Here is a 13,340-nt window from a genome sequence, read left to right as displayed (position 1 = left end):
CCCCTCAGGTGAGGGGCCCTTTTTCATGCCTTAGGGCTGTCGTCCTCCCCGATGTGGTGGACCCGGACCATGTTGGTCGAGCCGGAGACACCGGGCGGGGAGCCGGCCGTGATCACCACGACGTCGCCCTTCTCGCAGCGGCCGTACTTCAGCAGCAGCTCGTCCACCTGGTCGACCATGGCGTCGGTGGAGTCGACGTGCGGGCCGAGGAAGGTCTCGGCGCCCCAGGTGAGGCTGAGCTGGGAGCGGGTGGCCGGCTCGGGGGTGAAGGCCAGCAGGGGGATCGGGGACCGGTAGCGGGACAGGCGGCGGGCGGTGTCTCCCGACTGGGTGAACGCCACCAGGAACTTCGCGCCCAGGAAGTCGCCCATCTCCGCCGCCGCGCGGGCGACCGCGCCGCCCTGGGTGCGCGGCTTGTTCCGCTCGGTCAGCGGCGGCAGGCCCTTGGCCAGCATGTCCTCCTCGGCCGCCGCGACGATCTTCGCCATGGTGCGCACGGTCTCGACCGGGTACTTGCCGACGCTGGTCTCGCCGGAGAGCATCACCGCGTCCGTGCCGTCGAGGACCGCGTTGGCCACGTCGGAGGCCTCGGCGCGGGTCGGCCGGGCGTTGTCGACCATCGAGTCGAGCATCTGGGTGGCGACGATGACCGGCTTGGCGTTGCGCTTGGCGAGCTTGACCGCGCGCTTCTGCACGATCGGCACCTGCTCCAGGGGCATCTCCACGCCCAGGTCGCCGCGCGCGACCATGAGCCCGTCGAAGACGGCCACGATGTCGTCGAGGTTCGCCACGGCCTGCGGCTTCTCGACCTTGGCGATCAGCGGGAGGCGGCGGCCCTCCTCGGCCATGATCCGGTGCACGCCCCTGGCGTCGTCGCCGCTGCGGACGAAGGAGAGCGCGATGACGTCGAAGCCGGTGCGCAGCGCCCAGCGCAGGTCCTCCTCGTCCTTCTCGGACAGGGCGGGGACGGAGACGGCGACGCCGGGGAGGTTCAGGCCCTTGTGGTCGGAGACCATGCCGCCCTCGACCACGAGGGTGCGGACGCGCGGGCCGTCGACGGCGGTGACCTCCAGGCAGACCTTGCCGTCGTCGACGAGGATGCGCTCACCGGGGGAGACGTCGGCGGCGAGGCCGGCGTAGGTGGTGCCGCACTGGTGGCGGTCGCCCTCCACGCCGTCCTCGACGGTGATGGTGAACGTGTCGCCGCGTTCAAGGAGTACCGGTCCTTCACCGAAACGGCTGAGCCGGATCTTCGGGCCTTGAAGGTCGGCGAGAATTCCGACGCTGCGGCCGGTTTCGTCGGCCGCCTTGCGCACTCGCCGGTAACGCTCCTCGTGTTCGGCGTGGGTGCCGTGGCTGAGATTGAACCGGGCCACGTCCATTCCGGCGTCGACCAGTGCCTTGATCTGGTCGTACGAGTCGGTGGCGGGCCCCAGAGTACAGACGATCTTTGCTCGGCGCATATGTCGAGCCTAGGCCTTACCCGCGGGTAGAGATTCGGCCCCACATGACCACTCAACAACCTTTGAGTAAATGGTCATTGACAAGTGTTGAATTGTGCGGTCACTCGCTCCGATGAGCGAATTCCCCTTGGGGATCACCTGCCGTCGACCAGTGGCGTGAGGTGCTGTGCCTGGCGGGCCTGCGGCATGCGGTGCCGGGGGTGCTGGATCGCCTCGAGTCCGAATGAGGTGAAAGCGGTTCGCGAGGGCTGCGGGTACGGCTCCTTTCCGGTGAGCGAGTTGAGGATGGTCGCGCTCCGCCAGGCGGCGAGGCCGAGGTCGGGTGCGCCCACGCCGTGGGTGTGCAGCTCGGCGTTCTGGACGTAGACCGAGCCGGTCACGGACGGGTCGAGGACGAGCCGGAACTCCTCGTCGATGCGCAGGCGTTCACTGCTGTCGCGGCGCAGGTACGGGTCGAGCCCGGCGAGGACGTGGCCGAGCGGGCGGTCTCGGTAGCCGGTGGCGAGGACGACGGCGTCGGTGGTGAGCCGGGAGCGGCTGTCCTGCTGGAGGTGTTCCAGGTGCAGCTCGATCCTGGTCGTGGCGATCCGGCCGGCGGTGCGGACCCGGACGCCCGGGGTGAGGACGGCGTCGGGCCAGCCGCCGTGCAGGGTGCGCCGGTACAGCTCGTCGTGGATGGCGGCGAGGGTGCCGGCGTCGATGCCCTTGTGCAGCTGCCACTGCGCGGCGACCAGCCGGTCCCGGACGGGCTCGGCGAGGGCGTGGAAGTAGCGGGTGTAGTCGGGGGTGAAGTGCTCCAGGCCCAGCTTGGAGTACTCCATCGGCGCGAACGCCTCGCTGCGGCCGATCCAGTGCAGCTTCTCCCGCCCGGCGGGGCGGTTGCGCAGCAGGTCGAGGAAGACCTCGGCACCGGACTGCCCGGAGCCGACGACGGTGACGTGCTCGGCGGCGAGGATCGCGGAACGGTGGTCCAGGTAGTCGGCGGCGTGGATGACCGGCACGCCCGGGGCGGCCACCAGGGGCTTGAGCGGATCGGGTACGTACGGCGCGGCGCCGACGCCCAGGACGACGTTGCGGGTGTAGGTACGGCCCAGCGCCTCTGCCTCGCCCGCGGCGTCGAGCTGGGTGAAGTCGACCTCGAACACGTCCCGTTCGGGGTTCCAGCTGACCGCGTCGACCTGGTGGCGGAAGCACAGCCCGGGCAGGCTCTGGGCGACCCAGCGGCCGTAGGCGTCGTACTCGGCGCGCTGGATGTGGAAGCGCTCGGCGAAGTAGAAGGGGAAGAGCCGCTCGCGGGTCCTGAGGTAGTTCAGGAAGCTCCACGGGCTGGTCGGGTCGGCGAGGCTCACCAGGTCGGCCAGGAACGGCACTTGGATGGTCGCGCCCTCGATGAGCAGGCCGGGGTGCCAGTCGAAGCCGGGGCGCTGTTCGTAGAAGACGGCGTCGAGTTCGGCGAGCGGCTGGGCGAGCGCGGCCAGCGAGAGATTGCAGGGGCCGATGCCGATGCCGACCAGGTCGCGGGGGGAGGTGGGCTCGTGGCACGGGGGGTTGGTCATGCGAGGGTGCCTTCTTCTGCGAGTTTCAGGAGCCGGGCCAGGTCGTCCGGCCGGGTGTGGGGGTTGAGGAGGGTGGCCTTGAGCCAGAGGCGGCCGTCGAGGCGGGCGCGCCCGAGGACGGCCCGGCCCTCGTGCAGCAGCCCACGGCGTACGGCGGCCACGGCGTCGTCGGTGGCGCCCGCGGGCCGGAACAGGACGGTGCTGATCGCGGGCCGGTCGTACAGCTCGAAGCCGGGGTGTGCCTCGACCAGCGCGGCGAACTCGCGTGCGTGGGCGCAGACCTGGTCGATCAGGGTGCCGAGTCCGGTGCGGCCGAGGGTCTTCAGGGTGACCGCGATCTTGAGGACGTCGGGGCGGCGGGTGGTGCGCAGGGAGCGGCCGAGCAGGTCGGGGAGCCCGGCCCCGGTGTCGTCGTCGGCGTTCAGATAGTCGGCGCGCTGGTGCAGTACGGCGAGTTCGCCGGGGCGGGCGACGGCGAGGAGTCCGGCGGCGACCGGCTGCCAGCCGAGCTTGTGCAGGTCGAGGGTGACGGTGTGGGCGGCTTCCAGTCCGGCGAGTCTCTCCCGGTGCCGGTCGCTGAAGAGGAGGCCTCCGCCGTAGGCCGCGTCGATGTGCAGGCGGGCTCCGTGCGCGGCGCACAGGCCGGCGATCTCGGGCAGCGGGTCGATGAGTCCGGCGTCGGTGGTGCCGGCGGTGGCGGCGACCAGCAGCGGGCCGGAGAGCGTGGTGAGGGCCTCGTCGAGGGCGGCGAGGTCGAGGGTGCCGCCCGCCGCCGGGACGAGGACCGGGTCGGGCAGGCCGAGCAGCCAGGCGGCGCGCGGCAGCGAGTGGTGGGCGTTGGCCCCGCAGATCAATCGGACACTGCCGCCGTGTGCCTCGCGGGCGAGGAGCAGGGCGAGCTGGTTGGACTCGGTGCCGCCGGTGGTGACGAGGGCGTCGGCGAGACCGGCGGCGCGAGCCAGGGCGCGGGTGACCGCGGCCTCCACGGCGGAGGCGGCCGGGGCCTGGTCCCAGGAGTCCAGGGACGGGTTGAGGACGCTGACGGCGAGGTCGGCGGCGGTGGCCACGGCGAGCGGCGGACAGTGCAGATGGGCCGCGCACAGCGGGTCGGCGGGGTCGGCGGCGCCCTCGGCCAGGGCGTGCACGAGGGCGCGCAGGGCGTCGGGGTCGCCCTGGTCGGGAAGGGCGTCCCCGAGCACGTCGGCGACGTGCGCGGCGACGGCCTCCGGTCCCCCGCCGGGCAGCGGCCCGCCGCGCGCCCGGGCACCGGCCGCGAGCGCGTCGAGGACGGTGCGGAGCAGGGGGCGCAGGGCGGCGGGGCCGTGGGGTCCCGAGGCGAGGGGCGGCGTGCGCAGAGCTTCCTCACCGCTCATCGGCTGCCCCTCCACTCGCGGAACGCCCCGGCATTCCGGCCTTTACGGACCCTTGGGCTTCCACCTTGTACGGGAAGAACCCCGTGTGTCCCGAAAGCCCAACGACCGGAACCCGAAAGTGGGTACGCGGAGGCGGAGCGATCAGGCCCTTGCGCCGAAGTCGTCCGCGTGATCCCGCGCCCACCGGGCGAACGTGCGGGCCGGGGTGCCGGTGACCTTCTGCACGGTGTCGGTGATCTCCGGCGGCACACCGACCGACTCCTCGAAGGTCCGCAGCAGCCGCTCCAGCATGTACGGCGGGACGTGCGGGAACAGCTCCGGTCCCGCCTCGCGGGGGTCGGTCTCCACGAACGTCAGCTCCCTGCCGAGGGCCTCGCCGATCGCCGCGAGCTGCCCGGCGTTGCTGATCGCCTCGGGTCCGGTCAGCCGGTGCACGGCGCCCTCGTGCCCGCCGTCGAGCAGGACCCGCTCGGCGACGGCCGCGATGTCGTCCTCGTGGATGGGTGCGGAGAGCCCGTCCGCGAACACGCCCCGGATGGCGTTGCCGGCGCGGATCTGCGGCACCCACTGCAGGGCGTTGGTGGCGAAGGCGTTCGGGCGCAGGAAGGTCCAGTCGAGCCCGCTGTCGCGGATCTGCTGTTCCGCGGTGGCGTGCAGGACGTGGATGGGGTGGGTCTCGTCGGCGCCCTCCTGGACGATGCCGCTGGAGAGCAGCACGACATGCCGCACCCCGTGGGCGCGGGCGGCCGCCAGGAGGTCGGCCGTGCCGGCCTGGGCATACAGGAAGAGGGCCGTCGCCCCGCCGAACAGGGCGGCCGGGTCGTCCGGTTGGAACCGGACCACCTCGGCGCCCTCGGGCAGGGCGGCCCGCTGCGGGTCGCGGGTGAGCGCCCGCACGGGCCGGCCCGCAGCGAGGAGTCGGTCGACGAGGGCACGGCCGACGTTGCCGGTCGCGCCGGTCACTACGATCATGGAGGGTGCCTCCCAGGGCTCGGCTGATCGTTGCTGACAGCTCGAGCCTAGGAAGGCCGTCCGGGCCGCCGCATCGTCGCCAGGGACCAGCCGCGCCCTAGGCCGTCGGACCTACTCCACCCGTGCTCACTGTGCCGCCGGTTCCTCCTGCTCGTCGCGCACCCGCAGGGCGCGGGCCAGGTCGTCGAGGCGGTCGGCGAGGGTGCGGCGCAGGGCCGGGGTGGGGTCGGCCTCGCGCAGACAGGCCTCGCCGAGCCGCAGGTTCTCCGTGTCGACGGCATGGGCCGGGAAGGCCCAGCGGCCGGCGGCGACCGCCATGGCGGGTCCGCGCCGCGCACCGACGGCGACGGCGTCCTCGTAGAAGCGCGGCACGTACTCCCGTACCAGATCGGCCTGTTCGGGCTGCCAGAAGCCCTGGGCGGTGGCCGTGAAGAGGTAGTTGGACAGGTCGTCGCCGGCGAACATCGCCTCCCAGGCCGTCCGCTTGGCCTCCGGGTCGGGCAGGGCCGCACGGCAGCGGGCGGCGCCCTCCTGGCCGGTGGCGCTCGGGTCGCGCTCCAGCTCGGCGGCGATGGCGGCCTCGTCGGTGGCGCCGAGCACGGCGAGCCGGCCGAGGATGCGCCAGCGCAGCTCGGGGTCGAGTTCCGGCCCGCCGGGCACCGTGCCGTCGGCGAGCCAGGCGGCGATGGTGTCCGGGTGGGCGGCCACGCCGATCAGGTGCCGTACGGCGATCAGGCGCAGGCCGGGGTGGTCGCCGTCCTCGGTGCGCCGCAGCAGGTCGCGGCAGAGGGCGGTGAGGGCCGACAGGGCGGCCGGGCGGTCCTCGGGCTTCAGGTACTGGGTGGCGATCTGGCCGGAGGCGAAGGCGAGGACGCCCTGCACCAGGGCGAGGTCGGTCTCGCGCGGGAGGTGGGCGCGGGCCGTCTCCAGGTAGGCGGCGGGCGCCAGTTCGGCGTCGCGTACGGCGTCCCTGAGGGCGTTCCAGACGACCGCGCGGGTGAGCGGGTCGGGGAGGCCCGACAGGCCGGCGCGGACCGTGTCGAAGGACTCGGCGTCGAAGCGGACCTTGGCGTAGGTGAGGTCGCCGTCGTTGGGCACGAGCAGCGCGGGGCGCCTGCCGATGGGCTGCGGGGCGCTCTGCGGGACGTCGAGGTCGAGGCGCTCGCGCAGCACCAGCCGGCCGTCGTCGGCGACGTCGTGGTCGTACAGGCCCACGGTGAGGCGGTGCGGGCGGCTGCCCACGCGGTCGACGGTCAGGGTGCAGGCGCCGTCGGCGGTGGTGAGGCGGGGGGTGAGCGTGTCCACACCGGTGGTGCGCAGCCAGCCGTCGGCCCAGGCGGGCACGTCGCGCTCGGTGGCGGAGGCCAGGGAGTCGATGAAGTCGGCGAGGGTGGCGTTGCCGAACCTGTGGCGGGCGAAGTGGGTGTTGATGCCGGCGAGGAAGTCCTTCTCGCCGAGCCAGACGGCCAGTTGGCGCAGGGCGGAGGCGCCCTTGGCGTAGGAGATGCCGTCGAAGTTGAGCAGTGCGGAGGCCGTGTCGTCGACCTTCTCGGGGGCGACCGGGTGGGTGGTGGGGCGCTGGTCGGCGTCGTAGCCCCAGGCCTTGCGGGTGACGCCGAACTCGGTCCAGGGGCCGGTGAAGCGGGTGGCCTCGGCGGTGGTCTGGTAGCCCATGTACTCGGCGAAGGACTCGTTCAGCCAGATGTCGTCCCACCACTTGAGGGTGACGAGGTCGCCGAACCACATGTGGGCCATCTCGTGCGCGATGACCATGGCGCGGGTCTCCCGCTCGCTGTCGGTGACGGCGGAGCGGTAGACGAACTCGTCGCGGAAGGTGACCAGGCCCGGGTTCTCCATGGCGCCCGCGTTGAACTCGGGGACGAACGCCTGGTCGTAGGAGTCGAATGGGTACGGCTCCGCGAACTTCTCGTGGTAGCGGTCGAAGCACGCGCGCGTGACGTCGAGGATCTCCTCGGCGTCGGCCTCCAGGTGGGGCGCGAGGGAGCGGCGGCAGTGGATGCCGAAGGGCAGCCCGCGGTGCTCCGTGCGCACCGAGTGCCAGGGGCCCGCGGCCACGGCGACCAGGTAGGTGGAGATCAGCGGGGTGGGCGCCGCCTGCCAGACGCCGTCGTCGCGCCGCTCGGTGATGCCGTTGGCGAGCACGGTCCAGCCCTCGGGCGCCCTGACGGAGACCTCGAATACGGCCTTCAGGTCGGGCTGGTCGAAGGCGGCGAAGACGCGCTGGACGTCGTCCATGAACATCTGCGTGTAGACGTACGTCTCGCCGTCGCTCGGGTCGGTGAAGCGGTGCATGCCCTCGCCGGTGCGGGAGTAGCGCATGGCCGCGTCGACGCGCAGCTCGTGCTCCCCGGCGGAGAGGTTCTTCAGCGGCAGCCGGCCGTCGTCGAGCGACTCGGGGTCGAGGGGCTCCCCGTCGAGCGTGACCGCGCGCAACTCGGCGGGCCTCAGCTCCACGAACGTGTCCCCGGCGGACCGCGCGATGAACCGGATCACGGTGCGGGAGTCGAAGGTCTCGTCCCCGGTCGTGAGGTCCAGCTCGACCGTGTAGCGGTGGACGTCGAGGAACTGTGCTCGGAGCTGCGCTTCATCGCGCGTGAGTGCGGACATGCGGCCATGCTGCCTGATCGCACTGACAGCGCACAGGGGGTGGACGGCTTCACGGCATATGTCCGACTCGCCGCCCCGGCCCGCGCCCGCGGTCCCGGTCGTCTCCGTCCGCTCCCTCGCCCCTCCCGCCACCGACTTAACGCGGCCGGACTGCGTTGCTTTCCGCCCGCCCCCGACCATTCCTGCCCGCTCCCGACCACTCGTGGCCGCGCGGCCCGCTCCCGGCCGTTCGCGTCCGCTCCCTGGAAGGTCCGCGCCCGCCCTCGCCCGCGACCGCCCGCCCCTGGACGACCCACACCCGCTCCCGTCGGGCCCCCGCCCACCCGGCTCACCACCGGCGCCCGCCCCCGTCCGCCCCCCGCGCGCCCGTGCCGCGCCCAACCATCCCCGTCGGGTCCCTCACCGCTGCCGGCGCCGTCCGCCCCCGGTCGGGGTCAGCCGTTCGTCTGTTGTCCGTTGGCGGTGTCCTCGGCGATGCGCTCGTGGTGCCGGATGACCTCGGCGATGATGAAGTTCAGGAACTTCTCGGCGAAGGCCGGGTCGAGCTTGGCGTTCTCGGCGAGGCGGCGCAGCCGCGCGATCTGGCGGGCCTCTCGCGCGGGGTCGGCGGGCGGCAGCTGGTGCACGGCCTTGAGCCGGCCGACCTGCTGGGTGGCCTTGAACCGCTCGGCGAGCAGGTGGACAACGGCCGCGTCGATGTTGTCGATGCTGTCGCGCAGCCGCTCCAGTTCCTGACGGACCTCGAGGTCCGCGTCACCGTTTCCGGTGTTGCTGGTGGTCATGCACGTCAGCCTATGGGTTCCGCGGGCCCGTCCTCCGGGCTGTCCGGAGAGTGGATCACAGGCGGATCGTCCGGGTCCGGTACACGGTCGCTCCAGCCGCCGGGCACGCCGCGGCCCTGCTGGGCGCGGAAGCGGACCGGGGCGAGGCCCACCCGGCGGGTGAACAGCCGGGAGAAGTACGCGGGGTCGTCGTAGCCGACGCGGCGGGCGACGGCGGCGACGGGCAGCTCGGTACCGGCGAGGAGTTCCTTGGCACGGCCGAGCCGGATCCCGAGCAGATAGTCCTTGGGGCTGCAGCCGGCGGCCCGGCGCACGGCGCCGCGCAGCTCGGCGGGGGTCATGCCGTGCACGCGCGCGTGGTCGGCGACGCTCATCGGCGTGCACGCGTCCCGCGCGAGCGCCTGGAGCACCTGGTCGCCGTCCGGGGCGAGGTCGGCGCGGGCGCGGCGCAGGGCGACGAGGAGCTCGTGCACGGCGGCGCCGGTCTCCACCTCCAGCAGCGGGTTGCCGCGGCGGGCGGCACGGGCGACGCGGGCGATCACCGCGCGGGGCCCGGAGGCGTCGGAGAGCGGGACGACGGGCCGCTCGGGCTCGATGTAGCCGAGCTCGGTGTACGTCGCGGCGGCGGGCCCGGCGAAGTCCACGAAGCCCTCGTCCCAGCCGGTGCCGGGATCGGGCGCGTAGTGGTGGGGCACACCGGGGGTGAGCCAGAGCAGCGCGGGCGCGGTGACGGTGATACGGCGGCCGTCGGCGCACCGGTACCAGCCGCGGCCCGCGCTGATCACGACGGCCACGTGGTGGTCGAGGGTGCGCGGGCCGACCGTGGGCAGGGCGCCGTGCTGGAGGCCGACGCCGAGGCAGACCAGACCGAGCCGGTGGTGGGCGGGGCCGGGGCTGAAGAACCGCATCCAGGTCTGGTACATCGGCGCTCCTCCCGGCGTCGGCGACGGCGGACCTTTGTCCAGGCAGCGCCGATCTTCGTCCATGGCGCGGGCCTCCGGAAGGGGTGAGGCTGGGGCGCATGAGCGAGTTCACGGTGAGGGAATCCGACTTCCTGCTGGACGGGCGGCCGGTATGGCCGCTGTCCGGGGCGCTGCACTACTTCCGGGCGCACGAGGGGCACTGGCGGCACAGGCGCTCGGCCGGTTCCTGGACGCGGTCCGGGAGGCCGGACTGTGGGCGATCGTCCGGCCGGGCCCCTGCATCTGCGCCGAGTGGGAGAACGGCGGACTGCCGCCCTGGGTGACTGGCGAGCCGGGCACGCGCGTGCGCACGCGTGACGAGCGGTATCCGGAACGCCGGCGAGCATGTCGTACGGGACCCGGACGAGGCCGCCGGGGCGCTGCGGGAGATCCTGGGGTGCGGGGCGTCGGTGAACCTCTGCATGGCGCACGGCGCCACGAGTTTCGGCGGCTGGGCGGGCGCCGACCGGGGCGGCGGCGAACTGCACGAGGGCCCGCTGGAGCCGGACGTGACCTCCTACGACTACGACGCCCCGTGGGCGAGTACGGCCGCCCGACCGAGAAGTTCTGACGCTTCCGCGAGGTGCTGGCCGCGTACCACTCCGGGCCGCTGCCCGAACTGCCGCCGCCGCCCGCCCCGTTGGGCCACCCGGCGCAGGTGACGCTGGACGCCTGGGCGCCCTTGGGAGACGTCCTGGGGACGCTGGGCGGTCTGCGGGACCTCGCGGTGGTGTACGTCGACGGGCAGCGGGCGGGGGTGCTCACCGAGGAGGAGCCGCGGCTGAAGGAGCCCGTCGCGGGGTACGCGCGCGTGGGCTGGATCTGTGCGCGTTCGACGACGGCGTGGACGGGGTGCGGTTCGGCGCATGGCCGCAGGAGGGCGCTTCCTGGCTGTACCGGGGCACCGTCACGCTCCACGGGGCGGGGGACGCCCGGCTGGAGCTGCCCGGCCGGACACGCGGGTTCGTCTGGATCAACGGCTTCGACCTGGGGCGCTACTGGTCGGTGGGCTCCCAGCGGTCCCTGTACGTGCCAGGCCCGGTGGTGCGGGAGGGCGAGAACGAGGTGTGGGTGCTGGAGCTGCAGGGGACGGGCCCGGACCGCCCCGCGCCCCGCTTCCTTCCCGTGTGACCGGCCGCCCGTCGCGCCTACAGTGGAGAGGAGTTCCGGCGTCTTTGGGGGTGCGGACGTGGCGAACGGCGGACCGGTCCAGCACGGCTATCCGCACCTGGAGACGGTGCGGGCCGCCGTCACGGCGCTGTACAAGCGGTTGTCCTGGGCCACCGTCCAGACCTTCTCGACCAGCCTGGCCCCGGCCGACGTGGCCTTCTGCGACACCGACGACCTGCACTTGGGCGCGCAGCGGGTGGCCCGGGAGATCGTGCGGCACTTCCGGCTGCCGGACGCTCGGCTGATCGTCGGCTTCCGGGAGATGACCCACGCGGCGAACGTCGAACTGGCGGCGGGTCCCGAGTACTTCGTGGAACTGAACGACCGTTTCCGCACCCACCGCAGGGACATCGGCGCGGCGCTCGCCCACGAGGTGGCGCACGTGTACCTCCACCGCCTGGACCTCTCCTTCCCCACCACGGCGGAGAACGAGATCCTGACGGACACGGTGACGACGTATCTCGGCGCGGGCTGGCTGCTGCTGGACGCCTTCCGGGAGGACGCGGTCTCCTCGCAGAAGCTCGGCTACCTCACCCCGGAGGAGTTCGGATACGTCCTGGCCAAGCGGGCGCTGCTCTTCCGCGAGGACCCCTCGGTGTGGTTCACCAGCCCTCAGGCCTACGACGCGTACGTCAAGGGGATGGCCCTGGCCCGCCGGGACGAGCAGCAGCCGCCGCTGACCGGGGCCGGCTGGGCGGGGCGGCGCCGCTACGCCCACGACCGCCGGAACGTCTCCGCCGTCCAGCCGACGGCGCCCTACGCCTTCTCCCCCGACCCCACCGGCCGGCTCCGCGTCTCCTTCTCCTGCCCTACCTGCCATCAGCGGATCAGGGTGCCGGTGAAGGGGCGGGTACGGGCGCGGTGCGGTCTGTGCCGGACGGTGCTGGAGTGCGACACCTAGTGATCTGGTCTCGGCCGACTCCCCCCGGCACCGCCGACAGCACCATGTTCGCCGGCGGCACCACCGGGAACCCGAGCCGGCCCCTGCCGTCAGCAGCCCCGCCAGGACCGGACGGCCCGCCGGACCGGCTGAACGCAGAGGGATCTAGGCGCGTACGGCGATCCCGTCCAGCAGCATCGACAGATACTGGCGGGCGATCTCCTCGGGGCTGTGCCCGCCGCCGGGCCGGTACCAGGAGGCGGCGACCCACACGGTGTCGCGCACGAACCGGTAGGTGAGGCGGACGTCGAGGTCGGCGCGGAAGACGTGCTCGGCGACCCCGCGTTCCAGCGTGCCGAGCCAGGCCTTCTCGAACCGCACCTGTGACTCGGCGAGGAAGGCGAACCGCTCCTGGGCGACGAGCTGCCTGCTCTCCTTCTGGTAGATCGCGACGGCCGCGCGGTGCCGGTCGATCTCCCGGAAGGACTCGGTGACCAGCGCCTGAAGCGTCTCGCGGGGCCCGAGGCCGGAGGCGAGGACGGTGTCGTAGCCGTCCCACAGCTCGTCGAGGAAGGTCCTCAGGATCTCCTCGAGCATCGACTCCTTGGAGTCGAAGTGGTAGTACAGGCTGCCCGCGAGCATCCCGGCGTGGTCGGCGATCCTGCGGACGGTGGTGGCGTTGTACCCGTGCTCGGCGAAGACCTCGGCGGCGATGCCGAGGAGTTCACCGCGCCGGGGCGCCGCGACGGTCACCTGGGGCTTCTTCTTGGTCGGCACGACACCCATTGTTTCAAACGCTTGTTAGGGAATCCGTACGACGCCCGCGGCGCGCGCGGCGGCCAGCCACTTCGGGAACTCGCCGACGAGCCGGTCGTACAGCTCGGCGTCGGAGACGCGCCGCGGGTCCTGTCCGGCGTGGAAGAAGCCGGCGTTGTCCACGATCCGCTTGTCCGGCACGGCCAGCTCGTCCAGCTTCCGCAGGAACTCGAACTGCCGGCTGCCCGGGTCGCCGAAGCCGACGAACTGCCAGAACAGGGGGAGCCTCGCCGCCTTGCACAGATAGCGTTCGGCGGCGGGCTTGCTGATCGGGCCGCCGTCGGTCTGGAAGACGACCAGGGCGGGGTCGGTGGCGCCGCTGTCCAGGTAGTGGTCGATGACGGCATCCATGGCCAGGTGATAGCTGGTCCTGCCCATGTGCCCGAGACCGGCCACGATCCGCTCGACGCTGCCCTCGTGGTCGCCGAGGGCGATGCTGGCGACCGCGTCGACGTCCGTGGAGAAGAACACGACCGGCACCCGGCCGTCGTCGTCCAGGTGCGCGGACAGGCCCAGCACCCGGTCGGCGAGCGCCTGCACGCTGCCGTCCGCGTAGTACGGCTTCATCGAGCCGGAGTGGTCGACCACCAGGTAGACGGCGGCGCGCAGCCCGTCCAGACCGTGCTTGGTGAGCGAGACCCCGGCGGACCGGTAGGCGCCGACCAGCGCGGGCGCGGTCTCCGCCACCTTGCTGAGACTGATCGCGGCCATGGTCCCCCTTCGGCTTTCCGGGCAGCT

General features: G+C 72.9%; 10 protein-coding genes and 1 pseudogene. 2 read left to right on the top strand and 9 right to left on the bottom strand.

Features of this window, described 5'->3' with window-relative positions; translation table 11 throughout:
* Positions 1–23: 23 nt before the first annotated feature.
* The 7 genes from pyk to ACWDEN_RS14020 all read right to left on the bottom strand — a co-directional run bounded on the left by pyk (position 24) and on the right by ACWDEN_RS14020 (position 9,697).
* Positions 24–1,463 carry a pyruvate kinase gene (pyk, locus tag ACWDEN_RS14050; protein WP_450859064.1) on the bottom strand — a complete coding sequence of 480 codons (1,440 nt, stop codon included), beginning with the start codon at positions 1,461–1,463 and terminating at the stop codon, positions 24–26.
* 134 nt (positions 1,464–1,597) lie between these two features.
* Entirely contained in the window at positions 1,598–3,019 is a 1,422-nt protein-coding gene (locus tag ACWDEN_RS14045) for a lysine N(6)-hydroxylase/L-ornithine N(5)-oxygenase family protein (protein ID WP_351612041.1), read from the bottom strand.
* A complete protein-coding gene (locus ACWDEN_RS14040) occupies positions 3,016–4,392 on the bottom strand; it encodes a pyridoxal phosphate-dependent decarboxylase family protein (protein ID WP_450859061.1) in 1,377 nt (458 codons plus the stop codon). Before ACWDEN_RS14040 ends, ACWDEN_RS14045 begins: the two co-directional genes overlap by 4 nt.
* A gap of 141 nt (positions 4,393–4,533) precedes the next feature.
* Complete coding sequence (locus ACWDEN_RS14035; RefSeq protein WP_351618623.1) at positions 4,534–5,364, bottom strand: SDR family oxidoreductase; 831 nt, start codon at positions 5,362–5,364, stop codon at positions 4,534–4,536.
* 126 nt (positions 5,365–5,490) lie between these two features.
* On the bottom strand, positions 5,491–7,992 hold the full coding sequence (gene pepN / locus ACWDEN_RS14030) for an aminopeptidase N (protein WP_351618620.1): 2,502 nt from the start codon (positions 7,990–7,992) through the stop codon (positions 5,491–5,493).
* Positions 7,993–8,426: 434 nt separating this feature from the next.
* The gene (locus ACWDEN_RS14025; protein WP_351618614.1) at positions 8,427–8,774 is read right to left on the bottom strand and encodes a chorismate mutase; all 348 of its coding nucleotides are present in this window, start codon (positions 8,772–8,774) and stop codon (positions 8,427–8,429) included.
* 5 nt (positions 8,775–8,779) lie between these two features.
* Complete coding sequence (locus ACWDEN_RS14020) at positions 8,780–9,697, bottom strand: helix-turn-helix domain-containing protein (protein WP_351618611.1); 918 nt, start codon at positions 9,695–9,697, stop codon at positions 8,780–8,782.
* A 98-nt stretch (positions 9,698–9,795) separates the two neighbouring features.
* Between ACWDEN_RS14020 and ACWDEN_RS14015 the strand changes: the two are divergent.
* Positions 9,796–10,867 (top strand): annotated as a pseudogene (locus ACWDEN_RS14015) (beta-galactosidase).
* Positions 10,868–10,925: 58 nt separating this feature from the next.
* On the top strand, positions 10,926–11,807 hold the full coding sequence (locus tag ACWDEN_RS14010; protein ID WP_450859057.1) for a hypothetical protein: 882 nt from the start codon (positions 10,926–10,928) through the stop codon (positions 11,805–11,807).
* 144 nt (positions 11,808–11,951) lie between these two features.
* On the opposite strand, the gene ACWDEN_RS14005 is transcribed toward ACWDEN_RS14010, so the two are convergent.
* Entirely contained in the window at positions 11,952–12,563 is a 612-nt protein-coding gene (locus ACWDEN_RS14005) for a TetR/AcrR family transcriptional regulator (RefSeq protein ID WP_351618606.1), read from the bottom strand.
* Between the two features lie 24 nt (positions 12,564–12,587).
* Positions 12,588–13,313, bottom strand: coding sequence for a VWA domain-containing protein (locus tag ACWDEN_RS14000; RefSeq protein WP_450859054.1), 726 nt, complete (start codon positions 13,311–13,313; stop codon positions 12,588–12,590).
* Positions 13,314–13,340: the final 27 nt, after the last annotated feature.

The sequence above is a fragment of the Streptomyces sp. NPDC001153 genome (assembly GCF_053598315.1).
Note: the sequence above shows the minus strand (reverse complement) of the source record. Positions and strands in the feature narration are given on the sequence as shown.

Coding starts and splice junctions, on each gene's coding strand:
- pyk (WP_450859064.1), bottom strand. CDS start 1,463: ATGCGCCGAGCAAAGATCGTCTGTACTCTGGGGCCCGCCACCGACTCG.
- ACWDEN_RS14045 (WP_351612041.1), bottom strand. CDS start 3,019: ATGACCAACCCCCCGTGCCACGAGCCCACCTCCCCCCGCGACCTGGTC.
- ACWDEN_RS14040 (WP_450859061.1), bottom strand. CDS start 4,392: ATGAGCGGTGAGGAAGCTCTGCGCACGCCGCCCCTCGCCTCGGGACCC.
- ACWDEN_RS14035 (WP_351618623.1), bottom strand. CDS start 5,364: ATGATCGTAGTGACCGGCGCGACCGGCAACGTCGGCCGTGCCCTCGTC.
- pepN (WP_351618620.1), bottom strand. CDS start 7,992: ATGTCCGCACTCACGCGCGATGAAGCGCAGCTCCGAGCACAGTTCCTC.
- ACWDEN_RS14025 (WP_351618614.1), bottom strand. CDS start 8,774: ATGACCACCAGCAACACCGGAAACGGTGACGCGGACCTCGAGGTCCGT.
- ACWDEN_RS14020 (WP_351618611.1), bottom strand. CDS start 9,697: ATGTACCAGACCTGGATGCGGTTCTTCAGCCCCGGCCCCGCCCACCAC.
- ACWDEN_RS14000 (WP_450859054.1), bottom strand. CDS start 13,313: ATGGCCGCGATCAGTCTCAGCAAGGTGGCGGAGACCGCGCCCGCGCTG.